The 18,173-nt window shown below is 46.4% G+C and carries 11 protein-coding genes; 6 read left to right on the forward strand and 5 right to left on the reverse strand.

Annotated elements, in window-relative coordinates; genetic code table 11:
- Positions 1 to 137 precede the first annotated feature (137 nt).
- The 4 genes from FW758_RS05015 to cysK form a co-directional block, all read right to left on the reverse strand.
- Complete coding sequence (locus FW758_RS05015) at positions 138 to 2,852, reverse strand: TonB-dependent receptor plug domain-containing protein (protein WP_446444804.1); 2,715 nt, start codon at positions 2,850 to 2,852, stop codon at positions 138 to 140.
- A gap of 690 nt (positions 2,853 to 3,542) precedes the next feature.
- Complete coding sequence (locus tag FW758_RS05020; protein WP_446444805.1) at positions 3,543 to 4,541, reverse strand: TDT family transporter; 999 nt, start codon at positions 4,539 to 4,541, stop codon at positions 3,543 to 3,545.
- 152 nt (positions 4,542 to 4,693) lie between these two features.
- The gene (locus tag FW758_RS05025; RefSeq protein ID WP_446444806.1) at positions 4,694 to 5,767 is read right to left on the reverse strand and encodes a methyltransferase; all 1,074 of its coding nucleotides are present in this window, start codon (positions 5,765 to 5,767) and stop codon (positions 4,694 to 4,696) included.
- Positions 5,768 to 5,970: 203 nt separating this feature from the next.
- Positions 5,971 to 6,939, reverse strand: a complete 969-nt coding sequence (cysK, locus tag FW758_RS05030) for a cysteine synthase A (RefSeq protein WP_006085400.1) — start codon at positions 6,937 to 6,939, stop codon at positions 5,971 to 5,973.
- 251 nt (positions 6,940 to 7,190) lie between these two features.
- On the opposite strand from cysK, the gene FW758_RS05035 reads away from it, so the two are divergent.
- Positions 7,191 to 8,441 carry an RDD family protein gene (locus tag FW758_RS05035; protein WP_446444807.1) on the forward strand — a complete coding sequence of 417 codons (1,251 nt, stop codon included), beginning with the start codon at positions 7,191 to 7,193 and terminating at the stop codon, positions 8,439 to 8,441.
- Positions 8,438 to 9,559, forward strand: coding sequence for a beta-ketoacyl-ACP synthase III (locus tag FW758_RS05040; protein ID WP_432288385.1), 1,122 nt, complete (start codon positions 8,438 to 8,440; stop codon positions 9,557 to 9,559). The genes FW758_RS05035 and FW758_RS05040 overlap by 4 nt, the downstream gene beginning before the upstream one ends.
- Positions 9,560 to 9,687: 128 nt before the next feature.
- Here the strand turns inward: FW758_RS05040 and cysZ are convergent, their stop codons facing one another.
- Positions 9,688 to 10,467 carry a sulfate transporter CysZ gene (gene cysZ, locus FW758_RS05045; protein ID WP_006082150.1) on the reverse strand — a complete coding sequence of 260 codons (780 nt, stop codon included), beginning with the start codon at positions 10,465 to 10,467 and terminating at the stop codon, positions 9,688 to 9,690.
- Positions 10,468 to 10,688: 221 nt separating this feature from the next.
- Between cysZ and smc the strand changes: the two genes are divergently transcribed.
- From smc to FW758_RS05065, 4 genes are all read left to right on the forward strand, one after another.
- The gene (gene smc, locus FW758_RS05050; RefSeq protein ID WP_446444808.1) at positions 10,689 to 14,105 is read left to right on the forward strand and encodes a chromosome segregation protein SMC; all 3,417 of its coding nucleotides are present in this window, start codon (positions 10,689 to 10,691) and stop codon (positions 14,103 to 14,105) included.
- A gap of 23 nt (positions 14,106 to 14,128) precedes the next feature.
- The gene (zipA, locus tag FW758_RS05055; RefSeq protein WP_446444809.1) at positions 14,129 to 15,199 is read left to right on the forward strand and encodes a cell division protein ZipA; all 1,071 of its coding nucleotides are present in this window, start codon (positions 14,129 to 14,131) and stop codon (positions 15,197 to 15,199) included.
- Positions 15,200 to 15,302: 103 nt separating this feature from the next.
- The gene (ligA, locus tag FW758_RS05060) at positions 15,303 to 17,360 is read left to right on the forward strand and encodes an NAD-dependent DNA ligase LigA (protein WP_446444810.1); all 2,058 of its coding nucleotides are present in this window, start codon (positions 15,303 to 15,305) and stop codon (positions 17,358 to 17,360) included.
- Between the two features lie 228 nt (positions 17,361 to 17,588).
- Positions 17,589 to 18,086: a DUF2919 domain-containing protein gene (locus tag FW758_RS05065; protein WP_446444811.1), complete on the forward strand. Its 498-nt coding sequence runs from the start codon at positions 17,589 to 17,591 to the stop codon at positions 18,084 to 18,086.
- The last annotated feature ends 87 nt before the right edge of the window (positions 18,087 to 18,173 follow it).

The raw sequence follows: 18,173 nt of genomic DNA on the forward strand, positions 1-18,173 counted from the left end.
TATTCGTCTGAAGTGAAAGTGCCCAGCAGGTAGCTGGGCACTTTTATTCTTATTTACTGGGCTGCGTAAAAGAAGCAAATAAAAACAGCATCCGAAGATGCCGTTTTTTGATTAGGTTCTAATTGATAAAGACGATATTAGAACTTAACTTCACCTTCGACAAACCATTCACGACCACGCGCATCGTATGATGAGCGGTTATAGTGTGGCCAAGCTGTATCTGTTGGATCAAAGTTTGGCCCAGCATTAAATAAGTTCATTACCCCGCCAGTCACTTTAATAGCGTCTGTGATGTTATAAGCGGATGTTAAATTCCACTTGGTTTGTGAGGCAATTTCGTTTGCACTTTCATCGAATGCTAAACCTTTATCTAACGCAGCTTTCTTAAACGATTTATATCCAACACCATGCATTCTTGCTGTGTGGTAAGCACCTAAAGTTGTTTCAAAATCGTTTATATACCAACCTAAAATGACATTGGCTTTATATTGTGGTAAGCCACCATCATCGATGTCATCATCAACTGCAGCAGTAGGATCTGTTTTTCCTTCAGAAAGAAGAATATAAGTACCATTAAAGTTTAGTTTTAACTCACCTAAGTCACCGACATCCCACCCGTAACCAGCCGTTAAGTCAATACCACGCACTTTTTGATAGGCAAGGTTTTGGGCTACGGTATTAATGTGAGTAATAGTACCCGATGCATCACGGGTAATCATATTGGCATAAGTTTCATATTCGCGTGCTGCTTTACTCGCGGAGATGTCACTTACCATGTCATCTAGTTTCCATTCCCAAATATCGAGTGAAGCATTTAAACTATCGCCACCATATACAGCACCAATGTTGGCTGTATAGCCTGTTTCGGCATTAAGATCTTTGTTAGCGCCAGTCGTAATATCTATATTAAGCTCATTACAGATTTTATCGATAGTAGGATCTGGATTTTTCTCAGTGGGTGCCCCCCCCAATGCTTGACATTGTTTAAAGTCAATTACGTTGCTAAATGCTTTAGTTGCATCTCCATATACCCGATGCATATCTGGTGCACGGAACACTTTACTGATAGAACCTCGAACTAGTAATTCATCAAGTGGACGATATTCAACGGTTAATTGAGGTGATAAATTACCACCGAAATCATCATATCGGTCATAACGTAATGCTGCGTCAAAAGTTAAGTCCTCCAGAATTGGAAGCTTTAACTCCATATAGGTTGCCCAATATGAACGTTCACCAGCACCTGATGAACCGCCGCGGCTTAGAATATTGCCTTTGACGGATTCTGAGTCTGATTCTGATGAATAGTCTTGAGTGGTATATTCAGCTCCAAAAGCAAAGTCCGCTGAACCAGCAGGTAGTTCGAATGCTGGACCTGTGATATTTGCTTGAATATTTTTTTGAGTTGATTGAGCTTTTTCAAATGGCGTGTATGCGGTGTTGCTCACGTCGTTTGCATTGAGAGGGCCCAGCAATGATTTACCGTTGATACCTTCCGCCAGATAGTTAAACAACCCGCCAACAGTCGCATAACCACTATTGAATACATCCACATTTGTGCGGCCGTAATTTACGGATGTATCCCAGCTATAGTCATCGGCGATTACACCTTCGAGACCCGCAGTAAAAAAGTAGTTACGGGTAGTTGTTTCTCCTGCGCGGTTATCAAACTCGTGCAAGCGACGAATATAGTTATAGTCACCATTTTCAGCATTTTTAAAATCACCACCGAGGCCAGTGTTCTTGTCGAATGTCTTGGTCAGTGAATTATCGGAATCAACGCCTAAGGTGATTTTGTCTCCCGCAACATTGACTGTGTAGTTATCGATTCCCATAGGTTCGATATGGGTTGTTGATTTTGCTTGTGCAAAATCAAGGCGGCCCACAAAACTTAAATTATTTGCAAGTTCATAGTTGAAATTCGTTGAGCTAATAAACCGTGTACTTTCAGGGGATAGATCCCGCCACTTAGAACGATCATAACCACATGTCGTTCCTGTCCAAAGGAAATCGCCAGCTTCACATTCATTCTGTGTCAGAATACGTTGACCTTTAGGAGCAGGTCCAACTTCAGGTTTTACAGCAGCAATACGTGCTCCCCATGAGCTGTATTGTGAATACTTACTATAAGGTACTTTGTCAGTATCTAATCCAAACACAGCTCTGTCAGTCGCAGCTAAACGTTCAGTATCGGTAAATTCGATGAAAGTTGAAACGTTACCGCGTTCTGAAGATGAACCAAGAGATAGTGCAATTCGATCACTCCCGCCACCGCCTTCAGTAGTGTCGCCATGTCGATATTTTATCGCAACGCCATCAAAGTCTCTTTTTAAAATAATGTTTACTACACCACCTACGGCATCCGCACCATAAATGGCAGAACCACCAGATTGTAATATCTCAATACGAGCAACAGCTTCCATTGGCAAGTTTGCTGTATCAACAAAGTTATCTGTACCGCCAGCAGGTTTAGGGTACTGGTTTAGACGTTTACCATTAATTAATGTCAGTGTTCTGCTGGCACCCGCATTACGTAAGCTGATTGATGACGCCGCTGGTGTAAAACCATGCACGGATTGAGTTGTCATAGCTCCAGTCGTAGAAGTTAGACTTTGTAACGCATCTTGTACGTTAGTAAAACCTTGTTTTGCCATATCATCAGCACTTAGTACTGTGACTGGGGTTGCGGTTTCCATATCGGTACGCTTAATACGTGAACCCGTCACTTCGATGCGTTCAACTTTTGCACCGTCATCAGCTGCATTAGCTATTGAAGTGGCTAAAGCGGCTGTGGCAGCACCGCTGATTAACGCAAAGCGAACAGCTTTGGCTAATGTAGAATTTGCGCGCATTTTATTCTCCCTTAACACATGTTGTATGTTTATTTTTATTTTTCTTAAATGGTTACTTATGTAAAGAATAAGCACTCATTTAATTAAGCTCAGGATATAACCACAAGAAAACAACAAGTGCAACACTGAGCTTTAATAGCTCTTGTTGTTAGTTTGTTAATTAAAGTGATTTAAAGGTTGTAGGTAGATTTGTCTTGAGCCAATAAACATGGGAGCGGGGTCTATTTACTGATGAATTTGTTTGTGATACCTCCTTGTTGTTTCTACTTGTTGATGCTTTGGTGGTAAATGTGTTTATGTTATGTTTTTAGTTTGTTTCGCGCATTGGGTTGTAAAAATAATATTTTGTGATTATTTTCATGTAAAAAATATAAAAGCTGATTAATATAGGGTTTGCCATTCTATATATTTGGAATTAAAAGCTTTAAGGTTTAGGTGATATAAGGTTTTTTGTGCGGTTTAATTTAATGTAATTTTGTTATCCACGATTTGTAGTCACGGGCTCAATAAATACGGCATGCAACCCTGTAAAGGTTAATAAGTAATCTTTTGTTAAAATTAATATCAAAAGTGTAATCGCTTAAATATGAAAGGAAGGTGAATATATATTCGCCTTCCTTTTGATTTATGGTCAAGTTTGAAAATAATCTCTCATGTTAAACGAATACATTTTAAAAACTGCAATTCTGTTTATTTACTCTCAAGCATGATTTTTTGTTCTATCGCTTTAAATTGCACAGGAAAGTAGTGTGCTAAATAGCGTAGAGCGACATAGACAACCACTAAGGTGGCGATCACAAGCTCGAATTCTGCTAAGTATTTTATCCATATCGCTAACTCACCCATGTTGTTGAACTGGGTTAACCAAGCGGCGGTTTTAAAGAGCGCGGTTGCACCGATAACCATTGGGAAGGTAAAGGCAGCGTAGCCCGGGCTAAAGGGCAGCTTTAGCAGGTGAAAGAAGGCTAAGTAGATGATGCTGGTCATCAAAATGGCGATGCTCAGTAGTAGGGCAACTAAGGGAATTGACGTCTGCTCGCAAACGGTTAGATAACCTGCGAGTGATAAACTAGCGGGCGCCGCGAGAATCGCAATGGTTGGTTTAGCTGCGTCGGGTATTGCCTGACAGAAAATGAGGCGATAGAGCATTAAAGGCAGCATGATTAAGTAAGCTAACATCCCAAAAACCAAAATAGCGTTGGCTAACCATTGGTAATCAGATACAGGGAAAGACACCGCCGCGACGATAATGCCAATCGGTGGTACGAACCAGCTTGGCACCATGTGCTCGAGTTTAAAATCAATGGCGCGATAGTAGATAAACGCGCTTAAGAAGAGTACATGGATACCTATGGCTACTAGCCACAGAGTTAAGCCTGCATCGGGGAAATAATTGCCGAGTGTTTTAGACACGACCATCAGCCCCATGGCGAAGGTGGGGATCACGCTACCAATTACAGGGTGGCTGAGTTCGTCCTTTAAAATTGTCGGATGTAGCATGAACTTACCCATGAGCAGTAACAACAACACAGAGGCGATGATGGCGCCTGTTAGCTGTCCTGCACCATTGAGTGACGGTGTCATGTTCTCCCAAGTCCAACCTAAGCTGGCAATGGCAAGTGCCAGTCCTGCCATAGGGCTGGGAAGTTTAGCTGCGTGGGATGTCCAGCGTTTGCGTTTTGAAGTCATGTTGAATACCTCTCAATACTGACAATGCTTAACATCGCTTTTTTGGGGCGCTGTTTTGATGTCCTCAGTGTACTGCGGGTGTTTAGGATAAATAAATTTGATTAATTTTATTCATTAAGTAAATTTTCTTTACTTAAAGGTTGCCATTAAACTTAAGGTTTGAGTTTACAGCGCAGTAGCGTGTGCCCTAGGCCAAGATTGTCTGTATCTTCATCCACATACAGTCCCGCTTGGTGAAGCAGGGCCAATAAATCCTTAGAGTGATACATGCGGCTATTGCCATTGGCCATGGCGCTGAAATAGAGGCTAGTGGCATTTACGCAGTAGGCAGAGGCGGCCGATGGCTGTCTATCCCAAAAGGTTTCGACGATAAAGAGTTGGCTGTTTGGCGTCATTGCCTTTGCCGTGCGTTGTAAAATGCTCAGGATCTGGCTTGTTGAAAAGCAATCTAGAAACTGGCTCATCCAGTAAGTATCGGCGCCATCGACAAAGGGCAGGGTGTCGTCCAGCAGATCGGTGGCAAAGGTATGGACTCGCGCGGCAACGCCCCGTGCGATGGCATTTTGCGTCGCCACTTCAAGTTGTCCTGGGTAATCCATGATCGTGACTTCAATGTTGGCATCATAGTCACAGCAGCTCAGCGCCCATTTCCCCGTGTTGCCGCCTATATCCACTAAATGGCTTGGCTTATGGGCAAACACTAACGGCAGAAGCTGTGGAAAGGCATGATCCGAATAGTAATGATCGAAGGCAAACCAGCTCTGTTTCGCTTTGGGCGGTAAATCCTTCAAGGCAGGGTAGATAGTATCCCAGTCACCGAAAACCTTGAGTCCTGCGGCCTTGCCTTCGAGTAGTGCGGCATCAAGGCTAAAAAGGCCTTGATAACAAACGTCCTGCACAAAGTTAAGGTTGATGGCGGCCATGTCGTCATGGAGTAAAAAGTGCCCCGTTTTGTCGAGTACATAGCCAGACTCATGCTGCCAAACGAGCCCCATGCTGAGCCCCATATCCAGCAAGACTCCAAGGGCGTACTCGCTCAGTGGTGTCGATTGGCTTAACTCGGCCGCAGTGATCCCACGTTCAGCCGCGTTATCTATTTGCGCTAACACATCGAATTTGAGCAGACAGTGGGCGACTTGGAAACTAATGGGGCCAAAGGCGATTTTTTGCGCTTCAAACTTAGCATTAAAGGCGCTGATATGACTTGGAGTGCGGTAAAAAGGCATAAAAAGGAATGGATTGACGAGAATATCCGTTCTTTATAACTCACTGAGCCGCTAATGCTACTGGTGATACTGAGAACTATGAGCTGCATCCAAACTTGAGCCGGAACTTGTTTGCGCTCTGCAGTCGGGATCAAATTAATGCAATGTCACAAATAAAAATACCCAGCAGAGGCTGGGTATTTTAAAGGGGAATCCAACGTCGATTATTGAATGTTTTCTTCGTCGCCGAATTGGCCTTGGAACAAAACTGAAGATAAGTAACGTTCGGCAGCCGATGGCAAAATTACCACAATGGTTTTGCCCGCAAATTCTGGCAATTCAGCGATACGGTTTGCGGCGACAACGGCCGCACCCGATGAAATACCCACTAAAATGCCTTCTTCTTGCATTAAGCGGCGGGCCATGTCGATGGCCTCATCGTTGGTGACAGCTTCTACGCGGTCAATCAACTCTAAATCTAAGTTACCAGGGATAAAGCCTGCACCAATACCTTGGATTTTATGTGGACCAGGTTGTACTGGTAAACCCGCTAAGGTTTGCGCAATCACAGGAGAATCTGCTGGCTCAACCGCCACAGAGGTAATGGTTTTGCCTGCCACTTTTTTCAAGTAACGGCTGACACCTGTAATCGTACCGCCAGTACCTACACCGGCAACAAACACATCCACTTCGCCATCGGTATCATTCCAGATTTCTGGACCTGTGGTTTTTTCATGGATTTCTGGGTTAGCAGGGTTATTAAACTGCTGTAATAAAATGTATTTTTCAGGAGCCGATTGACGGATTTCTTCCGCTTTATCAATTGCACCTTTCATGCCTTTCGCGCCTTCTGTCAGCACGAGATTTGCGCCAAGGGCTTTGAGCAGCTTACGACGCTCTAAACTCATGGTATTTGGCATCGTTAGGGTAAGCTTATAACCACGGGCCGCGGCAACATACGCCAGCGCAATACCTGTGTTGCCAGACGTCGGCTCAATCAGCTCGTGGTCTTTAGTCAGTAGACCCTTTTTCTCGGCATCCCAAATCATATTGGCACCGATACGGCATTTAACACTGAAACTTGGGTTACGCGCTTCGACTTTGGCCAGCACTTTACCTTGGCTAACACGGTTTAAACGTACTAGCGGGGTATTACCAATAGTATATGAATTGTCTTCGAAAATTTTGCTCATGGATTGCTTGCTCCTATGTTGGCACTACTGAATCATAATCTGCTGTGGCGCTTTTAGAAGTGATTGTTTGTTCTTCTTTATTCGATTTGGTTATTAAAGGATGTGCTGTTATTCGCAAACCCTGATTGGCAGCCAGTTTAACTGTGTTAACCTCTTGCTAACATAGAAAAGATTGTTGCATTCGCAAGGATAACTTCTTGATGTATCAATCGTAAAACAAGCCTATCACTCGTATCGGACAAGACGCAAACATGAAACAACAGCAAACGGATTTGAGCAAAGACCCAAAAACTATGGTGACTCCCCATGCTTTTACCATCGCAGACACTGTGCTTTATACGCCATTGGCGGCGCCGCTAAAACGCGCTTTAGCCATGTTGATTGATGGTTTGCTGATCACAGTGTTAGCGGAGCAGATGGATTGGATGTTTGTGTTGCTGGTGGTCGGTATCATTTATATTGAGAAACGCAGTCATCAATTGGGTCGTTTACTCAAATGGGGACTTTATGCCGCAATGTTAGCTTTTATGTTGCTCACGACCGCCGATAATCTGCTTAATGTTAATGGCTCAAGCAATACCGATAATGAGCAGGCAGTAGAGGGGGCTGCATTGGGTAAACAAATTATTACCTCGCTTCCGGCCATCATTTCGTTGAGCCTTTGTGATAATTACGCTTGTGGTAAAACTCAAGTTCAATCCCTGCGCGAGGTGATAGAAAACGCTTCAGCATCAAAGGGCATGACAGAGACTGAGCGACGGGAGATAGTCCTTCACGCCATAGCCAACAGTAGTTTGTCTGCCGCAGACAGTGAAAAGCTCCAGACAGAAGTCCTTGATGGCACCTTGTGGCCAGTTATCGCGCCCCAAGCTGAGTTGCAAATGCCTGATACTCAGTCTGCTGAGCCGCTTGAGTCGACTCAAGCCATTGAAAATATTAAACAAACTAACCCCGCGCAAGGTGTTGCGGCTAATGCTGCAAAAGTAACCGAAACGACAGACACAACCAAAACAGTACCTTCGCCAAGCACAAGAGTGAAAAGCGTTGATGATGACGATGAATCCACCACCCACAGTGTTATCGCTTGGGTCAAAGGCTTTATGAGTGATATGGGGCTGGGCTTTGGTTGGGCGGCGTTTTACTTTACCGTCTTTACCGCGCGGTTTGATGGTCAAACCTTAGGCAAGAAGATGCTTGGCATTCGGGTGATCCAGCTCGATGGCGCTAAAATCAGTTTATGGGCCGCCTTTGGCCGTTATGGTGGTTACGCTGCAGGCTTCACCACTGGCTTACTTGGCTTTATGCAAATATTTTGGGATGCCAATCGGCAGGGGATCCAAGATAAAATATCTTCAACAGTCGTGATAGACTTAGCACAAATGCATAAAAAGCAACGATTAGAGCAGCAAGTACATGGGCAAAGTAAGTTAGCGCCCGCGCTTACGAGTGATGATGCCGCCTCTGCTCACCTTACAACAAGCACCCGTTCGGAGCACCTATGAAACAGGTCGTGATTTCGGGGAGTGGCTTATTTACGCCGCCCCACAGTATTTCTAATGAAGCCTTAGTTGAGAGCTTCAATGCCTATGTGGATATTTACAATCTTGAAAATGCAGGCTTAATCGAGCAAGGCCATGTCGCGGCTTTGTCCTATTCCTCAAGCGAATTTATTGAAAAGGCCTCGGGCATCAAACACAGGTATGTGATGGTGAAAGAGGGCATTCTCGATCCCGAAGTCATGATGCCGTTAATTCCAGAGCGCAGCAGCGACGAGTTATCTATGCAGGCTGAAATTGGGGTTGAAGCCGCATTGATGGCACTTAACAATGCCAATCTCAAAGCTGAGCAGATTGATCTGGTGATTGTTGCCTGTGCTTATACTCAGCGTGCCTATCCTGCGATGGCGATTGAAATTCAACGTGCGCTCGGAACGCGCGGTTATGGTTACGACATGCAAGTGGCGTGTTCATCGGCAACCTTTGCAATCGTTGCCGCAGCCAATGCGATTGCGACGGGCTCAGCCTCAAGAGTGCTCGTCATTAACCCTGAGATTTGTTCGGCGCAGGTGAACTACCGCGACCGTGACAGCCATTTTATCTTTGGTGATGTCTCGACCGCACTGGTACTGGAAGAGCAAAGCCTAGCTCAATCTGACAATGTGTTTAAAATTCTCTCAAGCCGCTGTTTTACTGATTATTCGAATAATATTCGCAGTAATTTTGGTTTCTTGAATCGCTGCGATCCCAGTGCTGCCCATCAGGCCGATAAACTGTTCCACCAACAAGGGCGCAAAGTGTTTAAAGAGCTGCTGCCGATGATTTACCAACATTTGGATGAACATCTGGCCGAACAAGCGTTAACGCCGCAGTCTTTCAAGCGTTTGTGGTTGCATCAAGCGAACATCAACATGAATCAGTTCGTGGTGAGAAAGCTGTTGGGGGATGATGTATCAGCGGAACAAGCGCCCGTCGTGTTAGACGAGTACGCCAATACCGCATCCGCGGGCTCTGTTATTGCATTTCACAAGTATTCCAGCGACTTTAAAGCGGGTGATTTAGGCTTGTTAAGTTCTTTTGGCGCAGGATATTCCATCGGCAGTGTGATTTTGCAGAAGTGCTAAGCTGAACTTGGCATCGCAGATTGTTCTGCGATCTTTATCAATAAAAACAGCCTCAATTGAGGCTGTTTTTATGTTGCAGGAATTGATATCAAACCCACATCATTTTAGATAAGTATTTGTATCTTTGATTATTCTGGTGCGATTGCATGATTGCGGTAGGCTTCACGATACTTGTCGACCCACATGGCCGTTGCACCACAAATCGCCACAGGCATCACGATAAAGTTGACGATAGGGATCATCGAAAACAGTGTCACAGTAGCGCCAAAGCTAAAACTCGTGCCACGGGTTTGATTCAACGCAAAGCGCATATCCTTAAAACTGACCTTGTGGTTATCGAAGGGGTAATCGCAGTACTGAATCGCCATCATCCAAGCGCTGAACAGGAACCATAAGATTGGCGCCAGCGTTTGGCCCACCATAGGCACTAAAAACAGCAATAAAAACACCAATGCGCGGGGCAGATAGTACTTGAGTTTGATCCACTCACGCCCAAGGATACGCGGTAAGTCTTTGATTAAATCGATGCCAGTACCGGTATTCAGCGGCTTGCCAGTTAATAGCTGCTCGACTTTTTCAGCCAACAGACCATTAAAGGGGGCGGCGAGCCAGTTCATCACCGAGCTAAACACAAAGGCGAGCATCACCAGCATAGTGGTAACTGCGAGCGGCCAAAGTAAAAAGTTTAACCAGCTCAAGTAGTCAGGCAGCTGGGCGTTCATCCAAGTGAACATGGCGTCCAACTGGCCTATTGCTACATAAATGACGCCCGCAAACAGCAGCAGGTTGATCATCAAGGGAATAAATACGAAAGTGCGCAGGCCTTTACGTGTAATTAAACCAAAGCCATCGAGAAAATAATTAACGCCGCTTTTGGCTGGGAAGGGCAAGGTTTTCTTCTGTGTCATATCGTCTTTCCAAAAAGTTGGGCTACAGCTTGAGAGACAGCCTGATATAAAGATAACTGCGATTGTGATCAACTCATGGGCAGATGACAAGCTAAAAGCCGCATGAATTCAATAAAAAGCGTTACAAAATGCTGCCTGCTTTGTTAAAGTTGGCCGATAAATGCATTTGCACCACTGGGCTCATTTTCGGGCCAGACTTCAGAGACGCGCTAACTGGCACCATGAGATTAAAACAGATAAAACTTGCCGGCTTTAAGTCGTTTGTCGATCCCACTAAAATTCCTTTTTTACAGGCATTAACCGCCATTATTGGCCCAAATGGCTGCGGTAAATCGAATGTGATCGATGCCGTGCGTTGGGTATTGGGTGAAAGTTCGGCGAAACATCTGCGCGGTGATTCGATGGCCGACGTGATCTTTAACGGCTCAAGCGCGCGAAAACCTGTGTCTGTGGCGGGTGTTGAACTTATTTTTGAAAACAAAGATGGTCGCCTCGCGGGTCAGTATGCCAGTTACGAAGAAATTGCCGTTAAGCGTCAGGTGAGCCGAGACGGTGAGTCTTGGTATTTTCTCAATGGCCAAAAGTGTCGCCGTAAAGACATTACCGATTTATTTATGGGCACAGGTCTTGGTCCGCGCAGTTACGCCATTATTGAGCAAGGCACTATTTCCCGCCTTATCGAATCTAAACCCCAAGACTTGCGCACTTTTATTGAAGAAGCCGCAGGGATTTCTCGCTATAAAGAACGCCGCCGCGAAACCGAAAATCGTATCCGCCATACCCGCGAAAACCTCGAGCGTTTAGGCGATATTCGCAGTGAACTCGGCAAACAGTTAGATAAACTGGCGCAGCAGGCCAAGGCCGCGAAGCAATATCGTGAGCTTAAACAGGCCGAGCGCAAGACCCATGCTGAACTCCTCGTGATGCGCTATCAAGAGTTGCAAGATCAGATGGCGAGTCTGTCTGAGCAAATCCGCGCCATCGAAGTGCAGCAAGCAGCGGCGCAGTCGCTGGCGCAAACCGATGAATTACAAACCACTGAACTGCAAGTGCAACTCGCCCAATTAGCGGAGCAAGAACAACGCGCGGTCGAAGCCTATTATCTGACGGGCACCGACATCGCTAAGTTAGAACAACAGTTACAGAATCAAAAGCAGCGTGATGCCCAGCTCGAAACCCAGTTGGCGCAAGTGAAAGAGCAGATCCTGCAAAACACCGATAAGCTCAACGGCTATAAAGCGAGTCTTAGCGCGTTAGAACTTGAGCTTGCCAAGCTTGGGCCGCAGTATGATGAACAGCAAGAAATCATGGATGAGCTGCAATCCCAATGGGAAATGAGCATAGAGCGCAGTCAGCAGCAGGCCGAAGTGGCGCGCCAACAGGCCGTGGATGTTTCGCAGCATAAGTTACAGCTTGAACTGCGCCGCAGTCAGTTAGCGCATCAGCAGCAATTATTACAGCATAAACAGCAGCAAAGCAGTGAGCAGCAAGCGCAGCTCGTCGCTTTAGTGGACAGCGATCTCGCCTCAAACATCACGCCACTGCAACAAGAAATAGCGTCTCTTGCTGACGCCACTAGGCTACAAACCGAGATTAATCATCAGCAAGAACAAATTGTTAGCGCAAGCACGCAAGCTTTGGATGACGCCCGCCATAGCGCCGAGCACATTCAGCAGCAATTAACCGCGACTAAAGCGCGCCATGAGCTGGTTGAACAGTGGTTGACTAAGCAGGAACAGCAAAGTGATAAACCGCAGTTATGGCAGAGTCTAACCGTTGAAAATGGTTGGGAAACCGCGGCCGAACTCGCCCTCAATGGCTTGTTGACCTTGCCCGTTGGCGTCACTGAAACCGAAATGGGGTTTCAAGCGTTAACGTCGCAATCCACCCAGAGTGAGTACTTACAGGCTGAGGTGAATCTTGCCCCTTGGTTAGCGGGGCTTAAGTGGGCAAAAGATATTTACGCCGCTAAACAACTATTGCCACAGTTAAAGACCGATGAGCGGATTGTCACCGCTGACGGGTATCTCCTCGGGCAAGGTTTTTTAATCACTAAGACAGAGGGTGCTCAGTCACTGGTACAGCTCAGCAAAGAGCAAGCCCAGTTAGCGCAAAACATCCTCGATTTGCAGCAATCCTTGCACCTACAGCAAGATAAGATGACGGCACTTGCGGCTACCTTGCAGCAGCAAAGACAACAATTGACTGCTGGCGCGCAAAAATTGCATCAATTACAGTTGGATAAAGCGACAAAGTCGATGCAGCTCAGTGGCTTAACTGAGCAAGTGAAGGCGCGCGCTGAGCAGCAGAGCAAACTTGAAGCTGCATTAAGCGCGAGCTTGATTGACCTTGAACGCTTGAGCGAGCAATGCGAAGTATTGGCAGAGCAAGAAACAGAGCTTGATGATGCGTTGCAGGCGAGTATTGATATTCAGCGACAACTCACCCAAGACACGCAGGCCGATTGCGTGCGCCATCAAGCATTGAAAGCGCGTATTACTGAGGTTGAACGTCAGTTATCGACCACTGCTTCTGCCTTACAAGCTGTAACGATGCGCATGGCCGTCAGTACCGAACAAATTGAATTACAGCAAGTGCGAGTCAATGAACTTATCCACACTCGTGAGTCAGTGTTAACTGAACTTGCCAAAGTCGCCCAATTGAGTGGCGTACAAAATAGTGTGCAGCTGACTGAGCAGTTAACGCAGTTATTGCAGCAACAACATGAGCAACAACAGGGCTTAAAAAACGTCCGTCAGCAACAAAGTGGGCTCACTGAGACATTAAACAGTATAGGAATAAAGCAAAAACAAGAGCTTGGTAAGCTTGAGGGCTTGACTCAAAGCCTGAGCACGTTAAAGTTACGTCGTGAAGGAATAAAAGGCCAAGCCAATAGTCAGCTGGAAGCCTTACAGGAACAGCAAATTGTTCTGTCTGAAATCCTTGGAAACTTGCCCGCGGAGGGCATGCCTGACAAGTGGCAGAGTGATTTAGATCAAATACGGCAGAAAATTGTTCGCTTAGGCGCGATTAACCTGGCGGCTATCGAAGAATTTGAACAGCAAAGTGAGCGAAAATCCTATCTTGATCATCAAGATGACGATTTAAATAAGGGACTGGCGACCTTAGAGGAAGCGATCCGTAAGATAGACAAAGAAACCCGAAGCCGCTTTAAGACGACATTTGACTCAGTGAATGAGGATCTCGGACGCTTATTTCCAAAGGTGTTTGGTGGCGGTCGAGCTTACTTAGCGTTAACGGACGATGATTTACTGGAAACTGGCGTCACTATCATGGCGCAGCCGCCAGGTAAGAAGAACAGCACAATCCATCTTCTTTCGGGTGGTGAAAAAGCCTTAACCGCTTTATCATTGGTATTCGCAATTTTTAGGCTGAATCCTGCTCCCTTCTGTATGCTAGACGAAGTGGATGCGCCATTAGACGATGCCAACGTAGAACGTTTCTGTCGATTACTGAAAGAAATGTCACAGAGCGTACAGTTTATTTATATCAGCCATAACAAAATAACTATGGAAATGGCGGATCAACTTATAGGCGTGACTATGCACGAGCCCGGTGTGTCTCGTATAGTCGCGGTAGACATAGAGCAAGCGGTGGCGATGGCTGACGCTGGATAACTAGAACAAAGACAGGGTAACCAATGGAAGATTTGCAACTAGTATTGTTTGTTTTAGGCGCCATAGCCATAGTTGCTGTGCTGGTGCATGGATTTTGGTCTATCAGAAGACAACAACCTAAGTCATTGAAAGATAGTCCAATGGGCAATTTTTATAAGAAACAGGCCGAGAAAGGTGAGTCGAGCCCTAAGCGAATTGATGCCGAAGGATTTGATGCCGACGGTATTGGTGCTGTGCGAGTGCGTAAAGCTGGCGAAATTACGCCTAACAACGAGACTCCCGCGGCCAATCCTTATTTGAAGCAGGAAGTGAAGCTAGAGACTAAGACGCAAGAATTGACATCGCCAGAAATTAAAGCAGAACTTAAACAAGGGCTTAAACCAGAGCTAAAAGTAGAAGCGAAACACGAACCTATTCCAGCTCAGCCAGATTTTAGCTTACAGCCACCTGTGGCAAAAGAGCAACACCGTGGTCCTAAAGTCTCGCGCCAAGAGCCCGTCTTGGGCACGCAAGTACCGCAAATGGGTCAATCCCATGCTGCTATTGTGGCGCAAAAAGCCGCAGAGCAAGAACAGGCGCTACGTGCCGCGCCGCAGCAAAGCGCCTTGTTTGAAGAAAATGCACATCAAGCAGACCATCAAGAAGAGGCTTTTGTCGAACAAGCCGCTGAAGATGAATTAGGTGAGCCACGCGACGTGCTGGTTTTACATGTGGTCGCAAAAGATGGCCAACAGCTGAACGGCGCCGAACTGCTTCCTTGTTTCTTAACCTTGAATTTTAAATATGGCGATATGAACATTTTCCATCGCCATGTGGATAACGCGGGCAATGGTAAAGTCTTGTTCTCTATTGCTAACATGCTGAAACCTGGCGTGTTTGATCCCGACAACATGGAGCAGTTCAGTACCCAAGGTGTGGTGTTTTTTATGACTTTACCTTGCTACGGCGATGCCTTAATGAACTTCTCGATTATGCTTAACTCTGCGCGCCAACTTGCGGACGATATCGATGCTGTGGTGCTCGACGGTCAACGTCTGCCTTGGGGTGAGTTTACAAAGCAAGATTATTTACACCGCATTCGCGCTAACGCTTAGCCGACGCCGCAATTTGGCGGTTTATATATTGATGAGGCCGCTAATTGCGGCCTCATTTTTTGTGATCTACTTTTTGTGATCTAAAGCATTCTGGATAAAGAATATGCAAGACATTCAACTCGATACACTAGTGTCAGAAGACGTTACCCCTGAAAACGCATCGCAGGTGATGCAGATGCTCAGCCAATCACTGAACGAGCACAACATTCGTTACTATGTGGATGATGCGCCGAGCATTACTGATTCTGAGTACGACAGGTTGATGCAGTGTTTACTCAAGCTTGAGGCGTTATATCCCCATTTGATTGTGGCTGATTCACCGACTCAAAGGGTGGGCGGATTGGCGCTCGCCAAATTTGATCAAATCACTCACCTTAAACCTATGTTGAGCTTAGATAACGCCTTCGATGAGGCGGATTTCAGTGCATTCCACAAACGTGTCACCGATAAAGTGGGTGAGGTGAGTTTTTGCTGCGAGCCTAAACTCGATGGCCTTGCCGTGAGTATCTTGTATCGAAATGGCGTACTTGAGCGCGCCGCGACCCGCGGCGATGGTTCTGTCGGTGAAGACATCACTGAAAACGTTAAAACCATTAAATCGATACCGCTTAAACTGCGCGGCAATGATTTCCCTGAACTCGTTGAAGTGCGCGGCGAAGCCTTTATGCCGAAAGCCGCCTTTGAAGCGCTGAACGACAGGGCGCGCGCCAAGGATGAAAAACTCTTTGTTAATCCCCGTAACGCTGCTGCCGGCAGCCTGCGACAACTCAACAGTAAAATTACCGCCGCCCGCTCATTAGCTTTTTATGCCTATGCGCTAGGCGTTGTTGAGCCGGATTCTCATCCGTTAGCTAAAACCCATTTCGAGCAGTTACAGCAGCTTAAGTCGTGGGGCTTACCTGTTAGTAGCGAAATCAAAGTCTGCGCTGAATTAAGCCAAGTCTATGATTACTACAAAGACATTCTTACTCGTCGCGGCGATTTAGCCTTTGAAATCGATGGCGTAGTGATGAAAGTTAACGACATTGACCAGCAGCAACGTTTAGGTTTTGTGGCTAAATCTCCCCGCTGGGCGATTGCCTATAAATTCCCTGCACAGGAAGAAATGACCCTGCTCGAAGGGGTTGATTTTCAAGTGGGCCGTACCGGCGCAGTAACGCCAGTGGCGCGCTTAAAGCCAGTGTTTGTTGGTGGCGTGACGGTATCGAATGCGACGCTGCACAATGCCGATGAAATTGCCCGCTTAGGCATTAAAGTCGGTGACACAGTCATCATCCGCCGCGCTGGCGATGTGATCCCACAAATTGTTGCCATAGTGCCAGAAAGACGTCCTGAAACGGCGACTGACATTGTATTTCCGCATAATTGCCCTGTGTGTGGCAGTTTAGTCGAGCGTCTCGAAGGTGAGGCAGTGGCGCGCTGTAGCGGTGGTTTATTCTGCGAAGCTCAGCGTAAAGAAGCGATTAAGCATTTCGCATCCCGCAAGGCTTTGGATATCGATGGCATGGGCGACAAAGTCGTCGAGCAATTGATTGATAAAGAACTCGTCCAAAGTCCTGCGGATCTGTTTAAGCTCACCGCCTCTATGATGACTATGCTCGACCGCATGGGGATGAAGTCGGCAACCAATTTAGCAGCGGCGATTGAAGCGGCCAAAACCACAACACTTGCGCGTTTCTTATATGCCTTGGGCATTCGCGAAGTGGGCGAGGCGACGGCGGCAAACCTTGCGGCGCACTTTGCCAGTTTAGATGCGCTGCGGGTGGCAACTGTGGAGCAGTTAACTGAAGTGGAAGATGTTGGCGCCGTGGTGGCTCAGCATGTGGCCCACTTTTTTGCTCAGCCGCATAACCTTGAGGTTATCGATGCCTTAATCGCCGCTGGTGTGCATTGGCCGGCCATTGAAGCGCTAAGTGCAGAGGCGCAGCCGCTTAAAGGTCAAACCTGGGTATTGACCGGGACCTTAAATCAACTCAATCGTAACGATGCTAAAGCGCAGCTGCAGGCGCTGGGGGCAAAAGTTGCTGGCAGTGTGTCGAAAAATACCGATTGCTTAGTGGCAGGTGAGGCGGCAGGTTCAAAACTTGCGAAAGCGCAGGAGCTTGGCGTTAAAGTGATGGATGAGGATGAGTTATTGGCACTCCTCGCCGCGAACGCTTGATTGCTGTAGGGCTAAATAGGCCGTTGGCTTTGGTCTGATGCTTCGCATCTACAGTTTAAAAACCACTGAATCGTGAGCATTAAATAGCGCCTTGCCCAAGGCGCTATTTTTATTTGCCCGAGCAAAAATGACGACATGGAAAGATAGTCTGCTTTGGCTATTGAATTAGCCGCGATTGGCACCATCTCCTTGATATGCTGTTTTAGATTTTGCTAATTGGAAACCTATTTGAATTTTAGTCACATCACTTGGCTCGATGATAAAGGCCATATTAAACCGCCGATCTTTTTATATGCACTCTTGGCTTATCTTGCGCGCGGTTGGTGCATTTTTATCGCCTCGCTGACCCAGATGGGTGACCGTTCTGAGTTAGTGCGGATTTTTTACCCTGAAAAGTCAGATTTTTTGCTAGCACTCGGGGCGGGACTTGGCGCGGTTTTGATTTATCTTATGGTGATTGCCGAACGTCGCCGTTCGCCTCAATGGTTAAGACCTATTTTTGTGCATTTAAAATGGGGTCTGTGGTTGCTGCTGATGATTGATGGCGTTTTGTTGGGGCAGCGGCTGAACCATGGCCAATTCCTATTCCATTGGAGCCTCGCTTTAGACGCGTTAGTCTTGTTCTGGTCGGGCATTTATCTCATTAAATCGAAGCGACTCAGTTATTATCTTCGTGACTGGCCAAAAGAAGAGCCAAAAATAGAACAAAAAGAGCTTCAGCCTTAAGATCCTATCCTGTTGTTATTTAGTCCCTTTATTTAACACTGAGGCGCAGGGCACAAATTAATGTGTCTTATGCCTCAGTTTGATAAG

The sequence above is a fragment of the Shewanella sp. 1180_01 genome (assembly GCF_052850535.1).

Bases quoted from the DNA above. Each gene is read 5' to 3' on its own strand.
- FW758_RS05015 (WP_446444804.1), bottom strand. From the start codon at position 2,852: ATGCGCGCAAATTCTACATTAGCCAAAGCTGTTCGCTTTGCGTTAATC.
- FW758_RS05020 (WP_446444805.1), bottom strand. From the start codon at position 4,541: ATGACTTCAAAACGCAAACGCTGGACATCCCACGCAGCTAAACTTCCC.
- FW758_RS05025 (WP_446444806.1), bottom strand. From the start codon at position 5,767: ATGCCTTTTTACCGCACTCCAAGTCATATCAGCGCCTTTAATGCTAAG.
- cysK (WP_006085400.1), bottom strand. From the start codon at position 6,939: ATGAGCAAAATTTTCGAAGACAATTCATATACTATTGGTAATACCCCG.
- FW758_RS05035 (WP_446444807.1), top strand. From the start codon at position 7,191: ATGAAACAACAGCAAACGGATTTGAGCAAAGACCCAAAAACTATGGTG.
- FW758_RS05040 (WP_432288385.1), top strand. From the start codon at position 8,438: ATGAAACAGGTCGTGATTTCGGGGAGTGGCTTATTTACGCCGCCCCAC.
- cysZ (WP_006082150.1), bottom strand. From the start codon at position 10,467: ATGACACAGAAGAAAACCTTGCCCTTCCCAGCCAAAAGCGGCGTTAAT.
- smc (WP_446444808.1), top strand. From the start codon at position 10,689: ATGAGATTAAAACAGATAAAACTTGCCGGCTTTAAGTCGTTTGTCGAT.
- zipA (WP_446444809.1), top strand. From the start codon at position 14,129: ATGGAAGATTTGCAACTAGTATTGTTTGTTTTAGGCGCCATAGCCATA.
- ligA (WP_446444810.1), top strand. From the start codon at position 15,303: ATGCAAGACATTCAACTCGATACACTAGTGTCAGAAGACGTTACCCCT.